The sequence below is a fragment of the Streptomyces sp. NPDC029151 genome (assembly GCF_055564315.1).
The window spans coordinates 73,318-92,150 of sequence record NZ_JBVHWQ010000008.1; the positions used below are offsets into that span (position 1 = coordinate 73,318).

The window sequence follows — 18,833 nt, forward strand, 5'->3', positions numbered from 1 at the left end:
GGAACGCAAGCGCCCCCCACGCACCCGCCAGAGCCGACCTACCCTTGCTGCCTTCCGGCCCTGGGGGAGTTCAGTCAGATAGCGCCGCGTGAGGGGCTGTGCCCCACAGTACCCGATGGCGGCCCGCGGTCTGTACCCGGCCGGGACCTCACCCCCACCCGGGGAACGGCCTGCGGGAACGAGTTCGCGAGCACTCCCCTCGGTCATGTAATGTTTCCGGCGGAGGATTCGCCTAGAGGCCTAGGGCGCACGCTTGGAAAGCGTGTTGGGGGCAACCCCTCACGAGTTCGAATCTCGTATCCTCCGCCAGTGCCTCACCGGGCACGATGTCGAAGGGCCCCACTGTTCGCAGTGGGGCCCTTCGACGTTGTCCACCCCCGGCTTCCGCCCCGACTTCCGCCCCAGTCGGAGCGTGACACCCGTCACATGCGCCTGCCGGGCGCGCATCCGGGCCACTCCCCGGGCTTCCCACCCGTGATCGCTTCGATCCCCACGTCCGGGACGCCGAGACCGCTCCTGCTCCCGTGGGCGTACTTGGGGCGGACACGGGTTCTGGTGGATCGGAGGCTGCAACCACCCGTCACAGGAAAGCGTCACTTGCGGTGACCGAGCCCGGTTGTCTCCTTGGAGGGCCTCCGTTGCCACCACCGCAGCCGCCTCTTCCGCCGTCTTTGCCACCGCCGCCCGGGCAGTCCGTGTGGGTGTGGACACGGCGCACATTCCGCTCGCGCAAGGCCCTGTCGGGGGTTACGCAGTGGTTCATCGACTGGGGTATACCGATCGCCTTGGTCATCGGGTCCGTCTGGGTGTTCGGTGCCGGCCGATCCGAAAAAGGCTGGAGCGGCATTTACAGGGCGTTCACGCTCATAGACCCGCCCGTGCACGAATCGTCGTGGGGCGCGTCGGTACTCGGCTGGCTGCTGGTGCCCGCTCTCATCGGTGGAGTGGCCGGTCATGTGATCGCTGCCCGGATGCAGCGGGTCAAGGAGATCGCCACCAACCGCCTCTTCCAGCAAAGGGGCCTCGGCCGCCGGCTCAAGTTGCCGGGAAAGATCACCTTTCTCGAGGCCCTGCACCTGAAGAGCGCGGCGGACCAGGAGTTCCTGGACCGCTATGTGAGGCGGGCCCACCGGGGAGACTGGAAGAAGGCCCAGGACCACTGGGAGGTCCTGGTACGGGACGTGCTCTGCACGGTCGAACTCGCGGAACTCGACCGCACCGAGGCACTCGAATCGGCCGAGAGCTTCGCCCGCGCGGTGATGTGGATGACCGGCTACCAGGACAAGTGCCTCGTGTGCACTGCGCGCGCCAACCACCCTTGATCCTCAGGAAGGATCCTTCCGATGCAGACACGAAGCACCGTGGAGATCGCTCGCGCCGCCCTGCGCGAGATCTTTCCCACCGCTCCCGAGGACGGCTTGGACGAGGGGGCACGTCACCTCGCCCGCTGGGGAGTCGAAGGGCACGGAACTCAGCTCGGCAGTTCGGCCGCCGCGCTCATGTACATCGATCTGGCTTGGGCATCCCAAGAGAGGCAAGTGCCGGACAGCGTCACTCAGGCCGCCGAAGTCCGTACTGCCACACGGACCTGGCGGGCGCCATCACAGCGGGGCTGACCATGAACCGCGTGCGTTCCGGGCCGCTCGTCGTCCTGACCTCGGCCCAGCACACCGACGGCCGCCGCTGGTCACCGGCGGGGCCGTGAGGGGCTGGGGGGCCGGTCAGCGGGAGGGTGAGGGCGTGGGCGAGGTCGTCGGGAGGGGGCTGATCCCCGGCTCGTAGTGGTCGCGGAGGTAGATGCGGGTGCGGTCCGGGGCGTAGTCGTGGGCGTAGAGGCTGACGCAGCCGGTGTCCGAGGTGCCGTACGGATCGGCGAGTGGGTCCGGGCTGGGGGTGGGCTCGGGGCCGGGGCAGACGGAGCCGTAGCGCATGCCCTCCTGGAACGACTCCGGTTCCGGCACGCCCAGGTGTCCGAAGTCGTGGGTCCTGACGTCGGTGACGGCGGCCGCGGGCTCCAGCAGCCCGCCGGCCGGCGGGTGGGCGGCCAGGAAGGCCCGCGCCTGGGACCTGGTGAGTGTGAAGGTGAGCACACCGGTGTCGAAGCGGGAGGTCACCTGGTAGCCGGCCCGCGTGTCCTGCGCTGCCGACGGGATGTCGAGGCCCATGTGCCCGCTCATCCACTCCGGCGTGACGCCCTCGACCCACCGGTCGTCCGAGGTCTGCCCGGCGGCGCGGTCACCGGACGGGCCGGTACCGGAGTCGGGGGCGGAGCATCCGGTCGCGGCCAGGGCACCCATGAGCGCCAGCGCGCCCAGGGCCGCCCCGGCGGTGCGGGTCCGGCGGTGACCGCCGGCGTCGTCGTGGGCGTCGTTCATCGGACGGCCGTCCTCCCGGGTGACCTGTGTGCCGTACGGCCCTGTCGCCGCTCCCGGCCCGGCCCTGCGCGTCCGTCCCTGCCGAGCCGGGAGATGACTCGACCTTTCTAACGCGTCACCCGCACCGGCGCGGAGACCGTCACCTGGTCCAGTTCCGAGATCCGGATGGTGGCCTTCATCGTCCAGGTGCCGGGGAGGGGGAGGGTGAAGGAGGGGGTGGACCAGAAGCCGCCGCGGTCGGCGAGCCTGGTGTCCAGGGGGCCCACGCGCCCCTTGGGGAGGGTGAGGGTGACGCGGAGCTGGGGGACGGTGGAGAGGCCGCCGTCGGGGCCGTAGACGACCGCCTCGACGGAGTTGGTGCCGACCCGGCCGGGGTCCAGGGTGATCTGGACCTTGCCGTGGCCGCCGGGCGCGCCGGTGTCGAAGGGGATGGTGGTGACGGAGGCGGTCGGGATGCCCGTCGCCGGGGAGGCCGCGGACCGGGCGGACTCCGTCGCCGCGCGGCCGGGCACGGTGCTGGTCAGGAGCGTGGTCAGGGCCAGGACCAGGAGGGCGGCCGTCGCCTCCAGGAGGACCGAGCGGCGCAGGAGACGTAGCGGGACGGCCGGGGTGGCGGGTGGTCGCGGGGGCAGGCCGGCCGAAGGGAGGGCGGGCGCCGGTTCGGGGGCGCGGGCGGGTGTGGGGACGCGGACGGAGGCGGAGACGGCGGGCGTCGGATCGGGGACTCGGGCGGCGGGGACGGTGGACCGGGTCAGGCGGGCGGTCCAGGTGTGGGAGCAGGCCGCCGCCAGGAGGAGCGCGGTGACGGCCGCGAGCTTGGCCAGGAGGGTGCGGCCGTACGTCGTGTCCGTCAGCGCCTGCCAGGAGCCGAGGCCGCGCCAGGACTGGTAGACGCCGGTCAGCACCAGGACCGTGACCGAGACGGACGCCAGGCGCGAGAAGCGGGCCGGGACGGAGGCCGGCAGGCCCGCCGGTTCCGGGGTGCGCCGCAGCGTCCACAGGAGCGCGGCCAGGCCGCCCAGCCAGGCCCCCATGGCCAGCAGGTGCAGGGTGGAGGAGGCGATCGCCACCGGGACCTGGATGCCCGCCGAGGCGTGGTCGGACGCCGACCAGGTCAGGGACAGGGCCACGGCGAGGACCCCGGCGGCCGCGAGGGTGACGCGGCGCGGCAGCCTCGCCCGGCGCCCGCGCAGGACGGCCGCGGCGGCCGCGGCCAGGAGCAGCAGCGCCAGGCGGAGCAGCAGGAGCCGGCCGGGGCGGGTGGCCGCCGTGTGGGCGAGGGCGGAGAGGGAGAGGGCCGTGGTGGGGGCGGTGGCCTCCTCGTAGGGCGCGCGCAGCACGTACAGGGCGGCGGTGGAGACGAGGAGCGCGGCCGTGGCGGCCAGGACGGGGGCGCGCAGGTGGGCCGTGACCGGCGGGCGGCAGTACGCCACGAACGCGGCGGTGCCGAGGAGCAGGGCCAGGGAGAGGTAGGCGAGGTAGCGCGCGATGGTGTGCAGGGCCGTGGTGGCCCGGTTCTCCGCGCGGTCCGCGGGCGGGGCCGCCGGGGCGGCCGTGCGTTCGCCGACCGAGAAGGTGAGGGCGCCGGACACCGGGTGGCTGTCGGCCGACACCACCCGCCAGGCGACCGTGTACGTGCCGGTGGCCAGCCGGGCCGGGAGGGTGACGCGGGCCGTGTCGGAGCGGCCGGGGGCGTGGGCGGCGGGGCCGGTGCGCAGGCGGCGGTTGCCGGGGTCGTAGATCCGGAAGGAGTCGGTCAGCAGGCCGACGGACTCGGTGAAGGTGAGGGTGACCTGGTGGGGGGCGGTGCGCAGGACGGTGCCGTCGGCGGGGGACGACGCGCGCAGGACGGCGTGGGCCGAGGCGGGGGCCGCCGTGCCCAGCAGGAGGCCGAGCAGGAGGGTGGGGAGGAGGAGCAGCGAGCCGGCGAGCCTTCCCCCGCGTGGTCGCACGGGCCGTCGGGGCCGCATGGGCCGTCGGGGTCGCCCGGGCCGTCGGGGTTTCGCCTGCAGCACCGTCGTCAGCCTCCGTCTCCGCCCTCACCCGTCAACCGTCCTCCCCATGGGTACGGGGAAAGACGCCGGTGTGCTCACCAGGTCGGACGGGCCGTCACTCCGCCGTCCACCACCAGGTCGTGGCCGGTGATCCAGGAGGCGAGCGGGGAGGCCAGGAAGACGCAGGCGTCGGCGACGTCCTCCGCCCGGCCGAGCCGGCCGGTGGGGGCGGCGGCGAGCCAGCGCCGTACGCCGTCCGGCCAGGCCTCCGCCAGGCCGGGCCGGTCGACGAGACCGGGCGAGACCGTGTTGACGCGGATGCCGTAGGGGCCGTACTCCAGGGCCGCCGCACGGGCGTGCGTGACCACCGCCGCCTTGGCCGCGCCGTAGTGGGCGTGGCCGGGGGCCGGATGGCCGGCCTCGATGGAGGCGATGTGGGTGATGGTGCCGCCGCCGTGGGCGCGCATGTGGGCGGCGGCGGCCTGGGTGCAGGCGAAGACGCTGGTGAGATCGGTGTCGACGACCGTGCGCCAGTCCCCCGCCGTCATCTCTCCCAGCGGCTGGACGGGCTGGACGGCCGCGTTGTTGACGAGCGCGGTGAGGCGGCCGGCCGACCAGGCCGTCGTCTCCTCGATCAGGCGGTGGCAGGCCGCCTCGTCGGTCAGGTCCGCCCGCAGTACGACCGCCCTGCCGCCCGCCGCCCGGACGCGCTCGGCGACCTCGCCGGCCGCGGCGAGCGCCGTACGGCAGTGCACGGCCACCGCCGCGCCCTGCTCCGCGAACCGCAGGGCGATCGCACGGCCGATGCCGCCGCCCGCGCCGGTCACCAGGGCGGTCTGCCCTTTCAGCAGGGGAGTCATGGACGGCAGAGTTCCGTGATCAGCGCGGCCTCGGACGGGTAACGCGCCGTGAGGTCGGCCGCGTCGCCGTGTTCGTAGTCCGCGTAGGTGAATCCGGGGGCCATGGTGCAGCCGAAGAACGTCCACGTGCCGCCCCCGGCCACCCGCGCGCCCATCCAGGTGCGGGCGGGCACGGTCAGCTGGGGCTGCTGCCCGGCACGCAGGTCGGGGCCGAGGACGGGGGCGCGGGTGGTGCCGTCGGGAGCGAGGAGCAGCAGGCGGAGCGGGTCGCCGAGGTAGAAGTGCCAGGTCTCGGCGGCCGGCAGGCGGTGCAGCGCGGAGAAGTCGCCTGCGGTGAGCAGCGCCACGATGGCGGTGCCCTCGGGCCGGCCGTCGGGCCGCTCGGGCCCGGCCCAGGTACGCCGGAACAGGCCGCCCTCGCGGGGGAGGGGTTCGAGGCCGTAGTGCGCGATCAGCTCGTCGGGCGTCGTCACTCGGGGAAGGCTACCGCCCGCTCCAGGAAAGCCAGTTGGGCGTGCTTCTGCGGGAGGTACACGTCGGGCAGGTCGACCTCCGGGAGGACGACGGCGGGGCCGCGCCGGAAGCCCTGGCGTTCGAGGCGGGCGATCGCCTTGGCGTTGCGCACGTCCGGGTCGACGACGATCCGCCGGCGGTCCAGGACCAGCAGCGCGTACGCCATGACCGCCTTCAGCAGCGCGGAGGTCCAGCCGGGGAGCGCCCCGCCGGGGCCGGCGGGGGCGAGGAGGAGGTGGACGCCGAGGTCGCCGGGGCGGACGTCGTAGCACTCGCCGACCCGGTCGGCGGCGGGCTCGTACGTCTGGAGCAGGGCGGCCGGTGCACCGTCCTTGGTGACGAGGTGGGCGTGGTGGGTGTCGAGGGTCGCCATGTGGGCGTAGATCTCGGCGACCTGGGTCCTGGTGAGGCCGTTCATGCCCCAGAAGGAGGCGCGTTCGTCGCTCACCCAGGCGTGGACCAGGTCCGCGTCGCCCTCCGGGTCGAGGGCGCGGACGCGGACGGTGCCGTAGCCGTCGACGTGCTGGACGTGCAGGTCAGTCATCGGATTCCTCGGAGTGCTGGGCGGGGTGGGCACGTTCGGCCGGTTCGGCGGGGTGGGCGGGGTGGGCGCGTTCCGCGGGTCCGGTGGGTTCGGGGGCGGGCGCGTCGGGGGCGTCGGGGGTGAGCCGGGTCCAGTCGGTGATCACCGGGACCAGTTCTCCCCTGAGCCACAGGGGGAGCTGGTCGCGGTGGTGGGCGGCGCCGGGTACGCCGTCGGCGCCGAAGGGGACCATCCAGCGGCTGTTCCGACGGTCGGCGAGGTCCCAGACGTAGCGGGCGGCCGGGCCTCGGGCGGCGCGGTCGGTGAGGCCGGGGACGGCCGAGGCGCAGAGCACGCAGTCGTGGTCGCCGCCGAGACCGGGTCCGTCCGTGCCCGGGTCCACCGGGTTCGGGGCCGCCGGGGCCGCGGGGAGTGCCTTCCAGGGGGCCAGGCGGTGGGTGGCGGACCAGGGGCCGGCCGGGGGCGCGGCGGCCGTCTCCTCCAGGGCGGCGCGGACGACCGCCGCGCGGTCGATGCCGTACAGGTCCTCGGCGCGCAGCAGGTGTTCGAGGGCGTACCCGACGCGCGGCACGAGGGCCAGCCAGGGGAGCAGGACCTCCGGGTAGGCCGGGGGTTCGGCGAGCGGGGCGAGGACCGGGTCCGCGGCGAGGCGGCGTACGACCGCTCCGCGCACCGCCGCGTACGCCGCCGCGTCGGTGCTGTCGGCCTCCATGCGGCGGTCCCAGGCCAGCAGGCGGTCGCGGAGGGCCGCGGCCGCGGGGGTGAGGCCGGTCAGGGCGGCCAGGCGGTCCAGGAGGGGTGCGGCGGAGCCCAGGTGGGTGTCGGTGTGGATCGCGGGCATGCCGTCGGCGGTCCAGGTGCGGCGCGTGTCGAGCAGGGCGCGGATGCGGGCGGCGCGGTGGGGCGGGGCGAACTCGACGCCGAGGGGGGCGGCCGGACCGCGGGCGTTGGCCATCACCGCGATGCCGTCGTCGTGGGCCGGACGGGCGTACGGCGTCTCGTGCGCGCCGTGCCACTCGTGGCCGGGTTCCCAGGCGGGGACCGGGGCGAGGCGGTTGGCCTCGGCACGGGCGGGGACGTGGCCGGCGACCCGGTGCAGGGTGCCTCCGGCGGTGTCGGCGGCCTGGACGACGTTGACCGGCTCGGCCCAGGCGTCCAGGGCTCGGTCGACGTCGGCGACGGTGCGGGCGCGGAGGAGGGGGAGGAGGGCGCTGAAGCCGAGGTCCTCCGTGACGCGGGGCGGGTAGCGGAGGGCGAGCGCCTCGGCTCCGGCACCGGTATGCCCGCGGGGGGACGCGGCCGCCACGGGACCGGATCCGTGCAGCCCCCGCAGGCCGCGCGCGGCCATCGCGTCCGGGGTCCCGGCCGTCGTCTCGTCCGGGGTCCGCGGCCGGCCGGGCGGGCCGGCGGTGGTGGCCTCGAGGCCTTCCGGGCCGCCGGCTATCACCGGGCCCCGGGGCGTTTCCAGGACCTCGATCTCGACGGGGGGCTCGCCCGCGATCTCCACGGTCTCCGTGTGGCGGGCGGCCCGGTGCCAGGTGCCGTCGGGGCCGAGGGCCTCGATGCCGGCGCCGGTGCGGCGCAGGCGCTCGCGGTAGAGGTCCTGGTAGTCGGCCATGGCGTTGGTGATGGCCCAGGCCACCGTGCCGGTGTGCCCGAAGTGGGCGATGCCGGGGACCCCGGGCACGGCCAGGCCGACGACGTCGAACTCGGGGCAGGAGAGGTGGATCTGCTGGTAGACGCCGGGGTCCTCGATGAAGCGGTGCGGGTCGCCGGCGATGAGGGCGTGGCCGGTGGCGGTGCGGTCCCCGGTCAGCAGCCAGCCGTTGCTGCCGGCCGTGCCCGGCCCGTCGGTGGCGAACAGGCCGACGGCTCCCGGGCCGAGGTGCCGTATCGCCTGCTCGCGCCAGAGCTTGGCCGGGAAGCCGGCGAACAGGAGGTGCGTGGCGAGCCAGACGCCGAGCGGTGTCCAGGGCTGCCAGCGTCCGGGGGCCAGTGCGGTGCGGGCGAACTCGGGCGCGCGGCGGGCGCCGGCGGGCAGGCCCTCGTTGACCCCGTCGGCGTACGCCCGTACCCAGTCCGCCGTCTCCGGATCCCGGTTCTCCAGCGCGGCGAAGCAGCGCCGGGCGGTGTCGTCGAGCCGTGCGCGGCGGACCAGGACGTCCCAGGAGAGCGCGTCGGCGCCGAGGAAGGAGGCGGAGGTGCCCTGCGCGCGGTGGCGCTCGACCTCCAGCTGCCAGGCCCGGTCGTGGGCGGTGACCCGGCCCTGGGCGCGGGCGAGTTCGCGGGCGCTGGACGCCTTCAGGTGGGGGATGCCCCAGGCGTCGCGGTACGTCTCGATCGTCACCCGGGAATCTCCTGCATCCGTGCTTTAGGTTAGCCTTGCCTAAGTTTCTGTGGCGGAATCGTACGCGAACGACGGAGGGGTCATGGGGCAGGGGCGGGGTTGGGAAGGTGCGGTCCTCAGACTGCTGCGCGCCAAGGACTTCGTGCTGACGGTGCTGGAGGCGGAGGACGTGACCCCGCACTACCGGCGCCTCCGCGTCCGGGACGGCGGACTGCTCGCCGCGGCCGGCGTCCACCCCACCATGTGGGTGCGGCTGTGGTTCTCCGCCGACGGCCGCCCCCACCAGCGCGCCTACACCCTGGTCGACCCCGACCCGGCCGCCGGCACCTTCGCGCTGGAGTTCGCCCTGCACGAGGGCGTGGCCTCCGACTGGGCACGCACCGCGCGGCCCGGCGACACCGTCGAGGCCACCGTCCAGGGCACGGGCTTCGAGTACCCCGACCCCGCGCCCTCCCACCTGGTCGCGATCGGCGACCCGGCCTCGCTGCCCGCGGTCAACTCCCTGCTCGCAGCGCTGGGTCCGGCCCCGGCGACCGTCTGGTTCGAGGGGGACCCGACGGGGCTGCCCAGCCGCGCCGCACCGGGCCGGCACGAGATCCGGGCGGTACCGCGCGAGGACGCGGGCGCCCGTCTCCTGGAGCGCGTCCGCGCCGAGCTGCCCGCCGTCCTCGCCGGCACCCCGCACCCGTACGTCTGGATCGCCTGCGACACGGCGACCACCCGCGCCCTCGCCGCCTACGTCCGCAAGGACCTGGGCGTGCCGAGGCAGCGGGTGCACGCGTTGGGGTACTGGCGCGCGGACTGAGCGGGCGGAGCCGTCGCGCGCGCGGGACCATCGACCCATGGACGTCACCCTGCACCTCGCCCAGGACCCCGAGGCCGACGCGCTGCTCGGACGCTCCCCGCTCGCCGCGCTGACCGGGATGCTGCTGGACCAGCAGATCCCTATGGAGTGGGCGTTCAAGGGGCCCCGGACCATCGCCGACCGGCTCGGTGCCGCGGACCTGGACGCGCACGACATCGCGGCGACGGCCCCGGAGGCGTTCGCCGCGCTGCTCTCCGAGAAGCCCGCGGTGCACCGCTACCCCGGCTCGATGGCGAAGCGGATCCAGCAGCTGTGCCAGTACCTCGTCGAGCACTACGACGGTGACGCGGAGGCGGTCTGGCGGGGCGTCGGCAGCGGGGCCGAGCTGCTGCGGCGGCTGGAGGAGCTGCCGGGGTTCGGCAAGCAGAAGGCGCAGATCTTCCTGGCCCTGCTCGGCAAGCAGCTCGGGGTCGCCCCCACCGGCTGGCGGGAGGCCGCGGGCGCCTACGGCGAGCCCCGCTCCTTCCGGTCCGTCGCCGACATCACCGGGCCGGAGTCCCTGGCCAAGGTGCGCGCCCACAAGCAGGAGCTGAAGGCGGCGGCGAAAGCGGCCAGGCCGGCGAAGAACGCGGCCTCCGCCAAGTCGGCCAAGTCGGCCGGGTCGGCCAAGTCCGCCAAGTAGCAGGGCCGCCGAGGGCACCGCCCTCACCCGTCCGGCCCACTCCGATGGCAGCCGCTGCGCAGCCGGTCCGACCATGGGGCATGACCGACATACCCGGCAGCGGTCCGGAACGGGACCGCGCGTACGACGACCGGCGCGTCCACGCGGCGGAGGCGCCCCACGGCCACCCCACGGCGGAGCCCCGCGGCCGGCACGAGCCGGAACCACCGTTCGAGGGGCCGCTGCACGCCCTGTCCCGGGCCGCCTGGCAGGTCGTCCTGGTCACCGGGATCGGCTCGCTGGTGCTCGGCGTCCTGGTGCTGGTGTGGCCGGGTGCCTCCCTGCTCGCCGCGGGGGTGCTGTTCGGCATCTACCTGGTGTACAGCGGGATCCTCCAGCTGGTCTCCGCGTTCGGCACGCACCGGGCGACCTCGCTGCGCGTCCTGGCCTTCGTCAGCGGCGCGCTGTCGATCCTGCTCGGCCTGTTCTGCTTCCGCGGGCCCATGCAGTCGATCCTGCTGCTCGCCCTGTGGATCGGCATCGGCTGGTTGTTCCGCGGGATCACGCAGACCCTGGCCGCCCTGCACGACTCCCGGATGCCCGCCCGGGGCTGGCAGGTCCTCCTGGGGATCCTGACCTTCGTCGCCGGGATCGTCCTCATCGACTCGCCGTTCCGTTCGGTCGGGGTGCTGACGCTCGTCGGCGGCATCTGGCTGGTCGTGGTGGGCATCGTGGAGATCGTCACGGCGTTCGGCATCCGCGGCCGGGCCCGCCGGGTGCCACAGGCCATGTGACACGCCGTCGGCCGGTGACGACCGCCGGTCTCCCGGCAGCCGTCCACCGCGCACCTCCCGGTACGCCGAGCGGGCGGTTCCCGCGCCCGGCGTGCTGCCCCGGCCGTCCGCTCCGGGCAGACAGCAGCCGTGAGCAGGACCAGGAGCACCCCCCGGAGCCGTACCCGGCTCCGCCTGCTCGTGCTGCTCCTCGTCCTGTGGGTGCCCGGCGCCCACGTACCGGCTCAGCTCGCGCCCGACGTCGTCGCGGCCGCCGGGAGCGCCGAGCAGGACGTCCTCGGCCCGGCACCACGGCCGGCCGTCCGTGCCCCGCACCGGACCGACGTACCCGAACGCCCCGCACCCCTGCCCGGCCCGGGGCCCGCCCGCCCGGCGGCCCGCCCGTGCCCCGCCGCCCCGCGGGTGCCGCACACCACGCCCCTGCTGCGCACGGTGGTACTGCGCTGCTGACCGGCCCGCGTCCCCGCAAGGCCCGGTCGGTTCGACGCAAGGAGCAGCACAGCCATGCCCAAGGATCCCTACGCCGTCGTGCGCGCCCTGCTGCGCGCGGAGGCCCGGCGCGGTACGGCCCCCAGGCCGGAGCAGCGGACGCCGGAACCCCAGCGGTCACCGGAGGGACGGGACCGCTGACCGGCACCGGCGGAGGCGGCTACCGCCTCCGCCGGGCGGTGCCGAACAGCGAACGGGTGATCTCGCGGCCGATCTGGGTGCCGACCGAGCGGGCCAGGGACCTGAACACCGGGCTGTGCACGACCTGTTCGACCAGCGACGGCTCCTCCCCGGCGGCCCGTGGAACCCGCGACGCGCGCGGATCCGGCCGGTCGGCCGGCTCCGGTTCCCGGGCCGGTTCCCGCGGGCGGGCCGCGCTCAGCCGCTCGTACGCCGACTCGCGGTCCACAGCCTGTGCATAACGGTCGTGGAGCGCGGAGGCGCGCACTGCCCGGTCCAGTTCGGCCGCGTCCACCGGGCCCATCAGGGACTCCGGGGCGCGCAGCCGGACGGCGGCGACCGGGGTCGGGGCGCCGCTCTCGCCGAGCACGGTCACCACGGCCTCGCCGGTGCCCAGACCCGTGAGCAGCTCCTGAAGGTCGTACGCCGACCTGGGGAAGGTCTGCACGGTGGCCCGCAGGGCCTTGTCGTCGTCGGGGGTGAAGGCGCGCAGGGCGTGCTGGACGCGGTTGCCGAGCTGGGCGAGGACGTCACCGGGCACGTCCTTCGGGGTCTGGGTGACGAAGAAGACGCCGACACCCTTGGAGCGGATGAGCCGGACGGTCTGCGTGATCGAGTCCAGGAACGCCCTGGAGGCGCCGTGGAACAGCAGGTGGGCCTCGTCGAAGAAGAACACCAGCTTCGGCTTGTCGACGTCGCCGATCTCGGGCAGGTCGTGGAACAGGTCGGCGAGCAGCCACATCAGGAACGTCGAGAAGAGCAGGGGTTTCTCCTGCACCGCCGGGAGTTCGAGGACCGAGACGACGCCCCGGCCGTCCTCCGCGGTGCGCAGCAGGTCGGCGGTGTCGAACTCCGGCTCGCCGAAGAAGTCCGCCGCACCCTGCGCCTCGAAGGCCGTCAGCGAACGCAGGATCACCCCGGCCGTGGCACTGGAGAGGCCGCCGAGGTCCCCGAGTTCGGCCCTGCCCTCGTCGGAGACGAGGAAGGCGACGACCGCGCGCAGGTCCTTGAGGTCGATCAGCTCCAGGCCCTTGGTGTCGGCGTAGTGGAAGATCAGGCCGAGGGACTGTTCCTGGGTCTGGTTCAGCCCGAGCACCTTGGCCAGCAGCACCGGACCGAAGCTGGTGACGGTGGCCCGGACCGGGACGCCGTGGCCGAGGCCGCCGAGGGCGAGGAACTCCGCCGGGAAGCCGGCCGGGCTCCAGTCCTGGCCGACCTCGCCGGACCGCTCGCTCACCCGGTCGCTCCGCTGCCCCGGCCGCGCGATGCCGGACAGGTCGCCCTTGATGTCCGCGAGGAACACCGGTACGCCCTGCGCCGACAGCTGTTCGGCGATCAGCTGGAGCGTCTTGGTCTTGCCGGTGCCCGTGGCGCCCGCGACGAGGCCGTGCCGGTTGAGCACGGACAGCGGGACGCGGACCGGCGCGCCGGCGTGGCAGCGCCCGTCCCACAGGAGGGCGCCGAGGTCGAGCGCGGGTCCGGTGAAGGCGTAGCCGGAGGCGATCTTCCGCGCCTCGGCGGGCGGTACGGAAGCGTCCCGGGGCACCGCGGGCGCGTCCCGGGGCTCGGCGGGCGGCACGGTCTCGCTGTCACTCATCCCCGGCCCCCGTTCCCATAGTAGCCCGTATGCCCGAATTGCTCCATCTTTTCAAGCGTCGCACTGCCCCGCCATGGCTGCGCCCGGAACGTCTTGACCGGTAGGCTTTCCGTGTGATCTTCAAGCGCATCGGAAACGGCCGGCCGTACCCCGACCACGGCCGGGAGAGCACCCGGCAGTGGGCGGACGTCGCGCCGCGCCCGGTCCGCCTCGATCAGCTCGTGACCACCAAGCAGCAGCTCGATCTGGAGACCCTGCTGGCGGAGGACTCGACGTTCTACGGCGACCTCTTCGCGCACGTCGTGAAGTGGCAGGGCGACCTGTACCTGGAGGACGGGCTGCACCGCGCGGTCCGCGCCGCCCTCCAGCAGCGCCAGGTGCTGCACGCGCGCGTGCTCGAACTGGACTGACCCGGCGCGACGGGGCTGGTTGGCCCTTTCGGGTTCCGCTGAGCGGCATCGACTGATCATCTGATAGGCATCGCCGCTCGGGCGCACTACGCTGCGCCCATGAGCATGCTGACTCCCCCTGGCATGGGCGGCCAGTACCGGATCACGGGGGACAAATACCCGCGGATGCGTCCGCCCCGGCGACACGGCAGGCTCGCGGCCGCCGTGGTGGCGTCCGTCGCCGTGCTCGGCCTGGTCGGCTGGGGCACCCTGCAGCTCATCGACGTCTTCAGCGGCGGTACCGGCGACTCCACGGCGACCGGCCCGGCGGCCCACTGCCACACCAAGGCGGCGGCCGCGGCGACCCGCGCCGAGCCCCTCCCCGAGCCCGGCCGGATCACCGTCAACGTCTACAACGCCACCAAGCGCTCCGGGCTCGCCAAGAGCACCGCGGACGAACTGCGCAAGCGCGGCTTCCGGATCGGCGACGTGGGCAACGCGTCGAAGCAGTACGACAAGAAGGTCAAGGGCACCGGGATGCTCCTCGGCTCCCCCGCGGCCCAGGACACGGCACTCCGCGTCCTCGCCACCCAGCTCGCCGGCGCGGACCTGCGCGCCGACACCCGCAAGGGCACCGACGTGGACCTCGTCATCGGCGACGCCTTCAAGGGCCTGGCCGACCGGGCGACGGCCGACCGGACCCTGACGACCCTGAAGGAACCGCAGCCGGCCGCCACCGCGAAGAAGAGCTGCTGAAGAAGAGCCGCTGAAGAGGGGCCGCCGAGAAGCGGCCCTCGCCTACTCGGCGGCGCCGTAGAGCCGGTCCCCCGCGTCACCCAGCCCGGGCACGATGTACCCCAGCTCGTTGAGGTGGTCGTCCACCGCCGCCGTGACCACGGTGACCGGCGTGCCCGCCAGCTCCCGCTCCATGATCTCGACCCCCTCGGGCGCGGCCAGCAGCACCACGGCCGTCACGTCGTCCGCACCGCGCTTGATCAGCTCCTGGATCGCCGCGACCAGCGTCCCGCCCGTGGCCAGCATCGGGTCGAGGACGTACACCTGGCGGCCCGAGAGGTCCTCCGGCATGCGCGAGGCGTACGTGGACGCCTGCAGCGTCTCCTCGTTGCGGATCATGCCGAGGAAGCCCACCTCGGCGGTCGGCAGCAGCCGGACCATGCCGTCCAGCATGCCGAGGCCGGCCCGCAGGATCGGCACCACCAGCGGACGCGGACGGGCCAGCTTGACGCCCGTGGTGCGGGCGACCGGCGTCTGGATGTCGACGGCCTCGGTGCGCACGTCCCGTGTCGCCTCGTAGGCGAGCAGGGTGACCAGTTCGTCGGCGAGCCGCCGGAAGGTCGCGGAGTCGGTGCGCTGGTCGCGCAGCGTGGTGAGCTTGTGAGCGACCAGAGGGTGGTCGACGACATGGAGACGCATGTCCCTAACGGTACCTGCGCCGGACCCGGCCCTCGCGCTGGCGTCAAACCGGCCGACCGGGGGAAAGTGGGAGGGGACGTGAGTGGGGTGGTGCGACGTGTCCGACCTTCCAGACCCGCCCGCGGACGCCACCGGGGCCACCGGCCACACGGCCGGCCCCGCCGCACGGTCCGCGCGGCCCGACCCCGACAAGCCCGAGACCGAGACGGAACGGCGGCGGCGGCGCGCCCAGTTCCTGCGCGATCTCGCCGAGGCCCGGGAGCTGCGCGCCCGGGTCCAGCCCCGGCGCGCCAAGGCCGCCCGGCTGCGCCACGCGATGCGTATGCGGACGTTCCGCTGGTAGCCGCGGCCCGCCCGGCGGGCCGCGGAAGTTCCCCCGCCGTACCGGTGTTGCCGAGGTGGGGCGTGCGTGAGCGTGGGGGAAAGCCGCGTACGATCCGCAGGTGGTGGCAATGAGCGCGCTGGTGGGCCGATCACGGATCCGCGATCGAAACAGCCAGACACAGGGAGCCGAAGACGTCCCCTGGACGCCTTGTTTCTGCCACGATTCCGAGTGGGTGGGGCTCGGAGCCCAGCTCTCTCCGCCCATGTACCTCCGCCGGGGGGACCCCCAACCGGCACGCCTATGACCAGTGGGAGAGTCACGGTGTACTTCGCCGCACTGCTCGCGCGCACCGAAGACGGGTGGGAAGCGAGCGACACAGAGCTCGACGATGTGGAGACCCTGTCGGATCTGGCCGACCTGGCCCGGGAAGCCTCTCCCGACGAGGACACGGTGCTCGTCCTGATCGAGCAGGAGGACGCCTGGTTCGGCGTCGTCCGCGTGGACGGCGAGGACGACCCTCGCATCTACGTCTCGGACGCCGCCGCCGCCCGGCGCAGCGCCTACGGGGAGCTGCTGCTCACCGACGAACTGCTCGGCCGGGAGCCCGGCTCGGACGACGGCCCGGACCTGGACGCCCTGGACCTCGACGGCACCGAGGACGGGGAGTCCGAGGACGACGAGGAGGTGGAGGGCGGCGACGCCGACGCGGTGCCGCACAGCCCGGTGGGCGACAGCGAGATCCTGGACGACCTGGGCATCAGCGAGAAGGAGCTGCGCGCCCTGGACGCCGACGACGCGCTGAACACGATCGCCGAGGCCCTGGGTGCCTCGGAGGTGCTGGAGACCGTCCGCTGACCACGCCACAGGACCCACTGTTCCCGGGACACCCCCCGGAGCAGCTCCCGCAGCAGGGCACGCCGGACCCGGTGAGGGACCCCTGGCGGGCCGCGATGCGGCTCGCCCTCGCGGAGGCCGACCTGGCCGTCCGTGGCGGGGACGTCCCCGTCGGCGCCGTCGTGCTGTCCCCGGACGGTACGACGGTGCTCGGTGCCGGGCACAACGAGCGCGAGGCCACCGGCGATCCCACGGCCCACGCGGAGGTCCTCGCGATCCGGCGGGCGGCGGCCCGGCTCGGGGAGTGGCGGCTGACCGGCTGCACGCTGGTCGTCACCCTGGAGCCGTGCACGATGTGCGCGGGCGCCCTCGTCCAGTCCCGGGTGGACCGGGTGGTCTACGGCGCCCGGGACGAGAAGGCCGGCGCGGCCGGTTCCCTGTGGGACGTGGTGCGCGACCGGCGGCTCAACCACCGTCCGGAGGTCATCGAGGGCGTGCTCGCGGCGGACTGCGCCCGCCTCCTCACGGAGTTCTTCCGGAACCGGTGAATACCGATTTCAAAGCTCGGGCCCCCGTGCTGTAAGGTCTCCCTCGGTAGCGTGTCCGAGCGGCCGAAGGAGCTCGCCTCGAAAGCGAGTGTGGCGCAAGTCACCGAGGGTTCAAATCCCTCCGCTACCGCTCGCAGAAAGGCCCCGCCGACCGGCGGGGCCTTTCGCGTGTTCCGGACACAACGCCCGTGCCACGACGGGCTGTCGGCCCCGCGGGAGGTCCGGAGGTTACACTCGCGGCCGGCAGCAGGGGGCCCTCGGGGCACTGGCACAGGGGAGGCCGCGGTGGCGGTGAACGCCAAGAAGATCGCCGTGTACGTGCTCGTGGTCTTCGCGCTGTACGTGATCATCACGGACCCGGCCAAGGCGGCCGACTACGTCCAGATAGGCTTCGAGGGCATATCGGACGCGGCCAAGGCCGTCGGGGACTTCATGACCTGGGTCGCCAACGGAGGAAAGAGCTGAGGTACACCCCATGATCCGCCATCTGGTCCTCTTCAGGCTCGACGAGGGCGTCGAACGCGACGATCCCCGTGTCGTGGCGGGCGTGGAGGCCTTCCGGGCCCTCGGCGGCCAGATCGAGGAGCTGCGCTTCTGGGAGTGCGCCTGGAACATCAGCGACCGGCCGATCGCCTACGACTTCGCGATCAACTCGGCGGTCGAGGACGCCGACGCCCTCAAGCGCTACCTGGAGCACCCGGCCCACCAGGCGGGCGTCGCGCTCTGGCGCGAGTTCTCCACCTGGGTGATCGCCGACTACGAGATCGAGGGGCAGTAGCTCCGCGCTCCCACGGCCCCAGCAGCCCCCCGCCGGCCCGGCGGGGGGCTGCGTCGTTCCGGCGAAGCGCTTTTTGCGGCACTGCTACCCCAAATCATCGGAGTTTGAACCACAACACGGGGTTATCAGGTGCTTGCACACAGTGCACATGTCTTGTGATGCTATGACCGCTTTTGACGGATGATTGACCGACGAAGAGGTGGCGTTGACCGTGTCGGCCAGTACTGCGCCGCCCCAGGAAGAGGCGCCCACTCCGACCCCGCCGGCCCCAGAGAAGCGCCGCGGCGCCGACACCCGGGCCCTGACCCAGGTGCTGTTCGCCGAACTGAAGGAGCTCACCCCCGGCACCCCGGAGCACAACCGGGTACGGGGGGCGCTGATCGAGGCGAACCTCCCGCTCGTGCGCTACGCCGCCGCCCGCTTCCGCTCCCGCAACGAGCCGATGGAGGACGTCGTCCAGGTCGGCACCATCGGCCTGATCAACGCCATCGACCGCTTCGACCCGGACCGGGGGGTGCAGTTCCCGACCTTCGCGATGCCCACCGTGGTCGGCGAGATCAAGCGGTACTTCCGGGACAACGTCCGCACCGTCCACGTCCCGCGCCGGCTGCACGAGCTGTGGGTGCAGGTCAACAGCGCGACCGAGGACCTGACCACGCTCTACGGCCGTTCCCCGTCCACCGCCGAGATCGCCGACCGGCTCCGGATCGGCGAGGACGAGGTGCTCAGCTGCATCGAGGCGGGACGGTCGTACCACGCCACCTCGCTGGAGGCCGCCCAGGAGGGGGACGGGCTTCCCGGCCTGCTGGACCGGATCGGCTACGAGGACCCGGCCCTGGACGGCGTGGAACACCGCGACCTGGTCCGCCACCTCCTCGTCCAACTCCCCGAGAGAGAACAGCGCATCCTCCTGCTGCGCTACTACAGCAATCTCACCCAGTCTCAGATCAGCGCGGAACTCGGCGTCTCCCAGATGCATGTCTCACGTCTGCTCGCCCGTAGCTTCCAACGGCTGCGTTCCGCAAATCGGATCGACGCGTAGCGGCAGCAGACCGCCTGCCTCCTGATGCACAGCGGGCGCACGGAAGCACAGCCCGTACGCCGCTGCATCGCAAACCCGATCGAGCGGTAACCGGCGCGAGCGAATCGCTCACCAGCGCGGTTGCCGACAGTTGGCACCCGAAAGGCCGTCAGACCCTTTGTTTCCAGGGGCGATTCGGATCTCACATGTCGACATGTCGGTACAGCGCGTTGCCGACATGTGACATTCTGCGGGAAGCGCGTTTGCCGTGGCTCCGGCTCCGGTATTCAGGTGAGGGCTGCGTCGCTCGTGAAGAGTCGGCGCCGCCGCGACCGTCCCGCGACC

22 protein-coding genes, 2 tRNA genes and 1 other RNA gene are annotated in these 18,833 nt (G+C 73.6%); 16 read left to right on the plus strand and 9 right to left on the minus strand.

The window, feature by feature from the left end:
• Window positions 1–2 precede the first annotated feature (2 nt).
• Window positions 3–101: signal recognition particle sRNA small type (gene ffs / locus ACZ4VF_RS27445), an RNA gene on the minus strand.
• A gap of 120 nt (window positions 102–221) precedes the next feature.
• On the opposite strand from ffs, the gene ACZ4VF_RS27450 reads away from it, so the two are divergent.
• Together ACZ4VF_RS27450 and ACZ4VF_RS27455 are read left to right on the plus strand one after the other, a co-directional pair.
• Window positions 222–309, plus strand: a tRNA-Ser gene (locus tag ACZ4VF_RS27450).
• A gap of 392 nt (window positions 310–701) precedes the next feature.
• The gene (locus ACZ4VF_RS27455) at window positions 702–1,322 is read left to right on the plus strand and encodes a DUF6313 family protein (RefSeq protein ID WP_467929262.1); all 621 of its coding nucleotides are present in this window, start codon (window positions 702–704) and stop codon (window positions 1,320–1,322) included.
• 399 nt (window positions 1,323–1,721) lie between these two features.
• Here ACZ4VF_RS27455 and ACZ4VF_RS27460 read toward each other — a convergent pair whose 3' ends face one another.
• From ACZ4VF_RS27460 to ACZ4VF_RS27485, 6 genes are all read right to left on the minus strand, one after another.
• Window positions 1,722–2,375 (minus strand): hypothetical protein, encoded by a 654-nt coding sequence (locus ACZ4VF_RS27460; RefSeq protein ID WP_467929264.1) that lies wholly within the window; start codon window positions 2,373–2,375, stop codon window positions 1,722–1,724.
• 107 nt (window positions 2,376–2,482) lie between these two features.
• Window positions 2,483–4,345 (minus strand): copper resistance CopC/CopD family protein, encoded by a 1,863-nt coding sequence (locus ACZ4VF_RS27465; protein ID WP_467929265.1) that lies wholly within the window; start codon window positions 4,343–4,345, stop codon window positions 2,483–2,485.
• A 119-nt stretch (window positions 4,346–4,464) separates the two neighbouring features.
• Window positions 4,465–5,229, minus strand: a complete 765-nt coding sequence (locus ACZ4VF_RS27470) for an SDR family NAD(P)-dependent oxidoreductase (RefSeq protein ID WP_467929267.1) — start codon at window positions 5,227–5,229, stop codon at window positions 4,465–4,467.
• A complete protein-coding gene (locus tag ACZ4VF_RS27475; RefSeq protein WP_467929268.1) occupies window positions 5,226–5,702 on the minus strand; it encodes a cupin domain-containing protein in 477 nt (158 codons plus the stop codon). Before ACZ4VF_RS27475 ends, ACZ4VF_RS27470 begins: the two co-directional genes overlap by 4 nt.
• Window positions 5,699–6,286, minus strand: coding sequence for a GNAT family N-acetyltransferase (locus tag ACZ4VF_RS27480; RefSeq protein WP_467929269.1), 588 nt, complete (start codon window positions 6,284–6,286; stop codon window positions 5,699–5,701). Before ACZ4VF_RS27480 ends, ACZ4VF_RS27475 begins: the two co-directional genes overlap by 4 nt.
• Window positions 6,279–8,633, minus strand: coding sequence for a penicillin acylase family protein (locus tag ACZ4VF_RS27485; protein ID WP_467929271.1), 2,355 nt, complete (start codon window positions 8,631–8,633; stop codon window positions 6,279–6,281). The genes ACZ4VF_RS27480 and ACZ4VF_RS27485 overlap by 8 nt, the downstream gene beginning before the upstream one ends.
• 82 nt (window positions 8,634–8,715) lie before the next feature.
• On the opposite strand from ACZ4VF_RS27485, the gene ACZ4VF_RS27490 reads away from it, so the two are divergent.
• The 5 genes from ACZ4VF_RS27490 to ACZ4VF_RS27510 all read left to right on the plus strand — a co-directional run bounded on the left by ACZ4VF_RS27490 (window position 8,716) and on the right by ACZ4VF_RS27510 (window position 11,523).
• Window positions 8,716–9,438, plus strand: coding sequence for a siderophore-interacting protein (locus ACZ4VF_RS27490; protein WP_467929272.1), 723 nt, complete (start codon window positions 8,716–8,718; stop codon window positions 9,436–9,438).
• Window positions 9,439–9,475: 37 nt separating this feature from the next.
• Window positions 9,476–10,120, plus strand: a complete 645-nt coding sequence (locus ACZ4VF_RS27495; RefSeq protein ID WP_467929273.1) for an HhH-GPD-type base excision DNA repair protein — start codon at window positions 9,476–9,478, stop codon at window positions 10,118–10,120.
• 80 nt (window positions 10,121–10,200) lie between these two features.
• A complete protein-coding gene (locus ACZ4VF_RS27500) occupies window positions 10,201–10,893 on the plus strand; it encodes an HdeD family acid-resistance protein (RefSeq protein ID WP_467929274.1) in 693 nt (230 codons plus the stop codon).
• 129 nt (window positions 10,894–11,022) lie between these two features.
• Window positions 11,023–11,343 carry a hypothetical protein gene (locus ACZ4VF_RS27505; protein WP_467929276.1) on the plus strand — a complete coding sequence of 107 codons (321 nt, stop codon included), beginning with the start codon at window positions 11,023–11,025 and terminating at the stop codon, window positions 11,341–11,343.
• A gap of 54 nt (window positions 11,344–11,397) precedes the next feature.
• Window positions 11,398–11,523: a hypothetical protein gene (locus tag ACZ4VF_RS27510; protein ID WP_467929277.1), complete on the plus strand. Its 126-nt coding sequence runs from the start codon at window positions 11,398–11,400 to the stop codon at window positions 11,521–11,523.
• A 19-nt stretch (window positions 11,524–11,542) separates the two neighbouring features.
• Here the strand turns inward: ACZ4VF_RS27510 and ACZ4VF_RS27515 are convergent, their stop codons facing one another.
• The gene (locus ACZ4VF_RS27515; protein ID WP_467929278.1) at window positions 11,543–13,159 is read right to left on the minus strand and encodes a helicase HerA-like domain-containing protein; all 1,617 of its coding nucleotides are present in this window, start codon (window positions 13,157–13,159) and stop codon (window positions 11,543–11,545) included.
• A 113-nt stretch (window positions 13,160–13,272) separates the two neighbouring features.
• Here ACZ4VF_RS27515 and ACZ4VF_RS27520 point away from each other — a divergent pair, with 113 nt between their 5' ends.
• Together ACZ4VF_RS27520 and ACZ4VF_RS27525 are read left to right on the plus strand one after the other, a co-directional pair.
• A complete protein-coding gene (locus tag ACZ4VF_RS27520; RefSeq protein WP_004943146.1) occupies window positions 13,273–13,569 on the plus strand; it encodes a type II toxin-antitoxin system VapB family antitoxin in 297 nt (98 codons plus the stop codon).
• 99 nt (window positions 13,570–13,668) lie between these two features.
• Window positions 13,669–14,304 carry a LytR C-terminal domain-containing protein gene (locus ACZ4VF_RS27525; RefSeq protein ID WP_467929280.1) on the plus strand — a complete coding sequence of 212 codons (636 nt, stop codon included), beginning with the start codon at window positions 13,669–13,671 and terminating at the stop codon, window positions 14,302–14,304.
• Between the two features lie 42 nt (window positions 14,305–14,346).
• On the opposite strand, the gene upp is transcribed toward ACZ4VF_RS27525, so the two are convergent.
• Window positions 14,347–14,982 carry a uracil phosphoribosyltransferase gene (gene upp / locus ACZ4VF_RS27530; RefSeq protein ID WP_467929281.1) on the minus strand — a complete coding sequence of 212 codons (636 nt, stop codon included), beginning with the start codon at window positions 14,980–14,982 and terminating at the stop codon, window positions 14,347–14,349.
• A 97-nt stretch (window positions 14,983–15,079) separates the two neighbouring features.
• Here upp and ACZ4VF_RS27535 point away from each other — a divergent pair, with 97 nt between their 5' ends.
• From ACZ4VF_RS27535 to ACZ4VF_RS27565, 7 genes are all read left to right on the plus strand, one after another.
• The gene (locus ACZ4VF_RS27535; RefSeq protein WP_467929282.1) at window positions 15,080–15,325 is read left to right on the plus strand and encodes a hypothetical protein; all 246 of its coding nucleotides are present in this window, start codon (window positions 15,080–15,082) and stop codon (window positions 15,323–15,325) included.
• A gap of 303 nt (window positions 15,326–15,628) precedes the next feature.
• Complete coding sequence (locus ACZ4VF_RS27540; RefSeq protein ID WP_467929644.1) at window positions 15,629–16,162, plus strand: tRNA adenosine deaminase-associated protein; 534 nt, start codon at window positions 15,629–15,631, stop codon at window positions 16,160–16,162.
• A 95-nt stretch (window positions 16,163–16,257) separates the two neighbouring features.
• On the plus strand, window positions 16,258–16,689 hold the full coding sequence (tadA, locus tag ACZ4VF_RS27545; RefSeq protein ID WP_467929645.1) for a tRNA adenosine(34) deaminase TadA: 432 nt from the start codon (window positions 16,258–16,260) through the stop codon (window positions 16,687–16,689).
• Between the two features lie 45 nt (window positions 16,690–16,734).
• Window positions 16,735–16,819 (plus strand) — tRNA-Ser (locus tag ACZ4VF_RS27550).
• A 155-nt stretch (window positions 16,820–16,974) separates the two neighbouring features.
• Window positions 16,975–17,154, plus strand: a complete 180-nt coding sequence (locus tag ACZ4VF_RS27555; protein WP_189296847.1) for a hypothetical protein — start codon at window positions 16,975–16,977, stop codon at window positions 17,152–17,154.
• Between the two features lie 10 nt (window positions 17,155–17,164).
• Entirely contained in the window at window positions 17,165–17,467 is a 303-nt protein-coding gene (locus ACZ4VF_RS27560) for a Dabb family protein (protein ID WP_467929284.1), read from the plus strand.
• Between the two features lie 205 nt (window positions 17,468–17,672).
• A complete protein-coding gene (locus tag ACZ4VF_RS27565; protein ID WP_467929647.1) occupies window positions 17,673–18,509 on the plus strand; it encodes an RNA polymerase sigma factor SigF in 837 nt (278 codons plus the stop codon).
• Window positions 18,510–18,833 lie beyond the last annotated feature (324 nt).

What these genes read in the sequence shown, in the direction of transcription:
- ACZ4VF_RS27460 (WP_467929264.1), bottom strand. Translation starts at nt 2,375, where the DNA reads ATGAACGACGCCCACGACGACGCCGGCGGTCACCGCCGGACCCGCACC.
- ACZ4VF_RS27465 (WP_467929265.1), bottom strand. Translation starts at nt 4,345, where the DNA reads ATGCGGCCCCGACGGCCCGTGCGACCACGCGGGGGAAGGCTCGCCGGC.
- ACZ4VF_RS27470 (WP_467929267.1), bottom strand. Translation starts at nt 5,229, where the DNA reads ATGACTCCCCTGCTGAAAGGGCAGACCGCCCTGGTGACCGGCGCGGGC.
- ACZ4VF_RS27480 (WP_467929269.1), bottom strand. Translation starts at nt 6,286, where the DNA reads ATGACTGACCTGCACGTCCAGCACGTCGACGGCTACGGCACCGTCCGC.
- ACZ4VF_RS27490 (WP_467929272.1), top strand. Translation starts at nt 8,716, where the DNA reads ATGGGGCAGGGGCGGGGTTGGGAAGGTGCGGTCCTCAGACTGCTGCGC.
- ACZ4VF_RS27495 (WP_467929273.1), top strand. Translation starts at nt 9,476, where the DNA reads ATGGACGTCACCCTGCACCTCGCCCAGGACCCCGAGGCCGACGCGCTG.
- ACZ4VF_RS27500 (WP_467929274.1), top strand. Translation starts at nt 10,201, where the DNA reads ATGACCGACATACCCGGCAGCGGTCCGGAACGGGACCGCGCGTACGAC.
- ACZ4VF_RS27510 (WP_467929277.1), top strand. Translation starts at nt 11,398, where the DNA reads ATGCCCAAGGATCCCTACGCCGTCGTGCGCGCCCTGCTGCGCGCGGAG.
- ACZ4VF_RS27515 (WP_467929278.1), bottom strand. Translation starts at nt 13,159, where the DNA reads ATGAGTGACAGCGAGACCGTGCCGCCCGCCGAGCCCCGGGACGCGCCC.
- ACZ4VF_RS27525 (WP_467929280.1), top strand. Translation starts at nt 13,669, where the DNA reads ATGAGCATGCTGACTCCCCCTGGCATGGGCGGCCAGTACCGGATCACG.
- upp (WP_467929281.1), bottom strand. Translation starts at nt 14,982, where the DNA reads ATGCGTCTCCATGTCGTCGACCACCCTCTGGTCGCTCACAAGCTCACC.
- tadA (WP_467929645.1), top strand. Translation starts at nt 16,258, where the DNA reads ATGCGGCTCGCCCTCGCGGAGGCCGACCTGGCCGTCCGTGGCGGGGAC.
- ACZ4VF_RS27560 (WP_467929284.1), top strand. Translation starts at nt 17,165, where the DNA reads ATGATCCGCCATCTGGTCCTCTTCAGGCTCGACGAGGGCGTCGAACGC.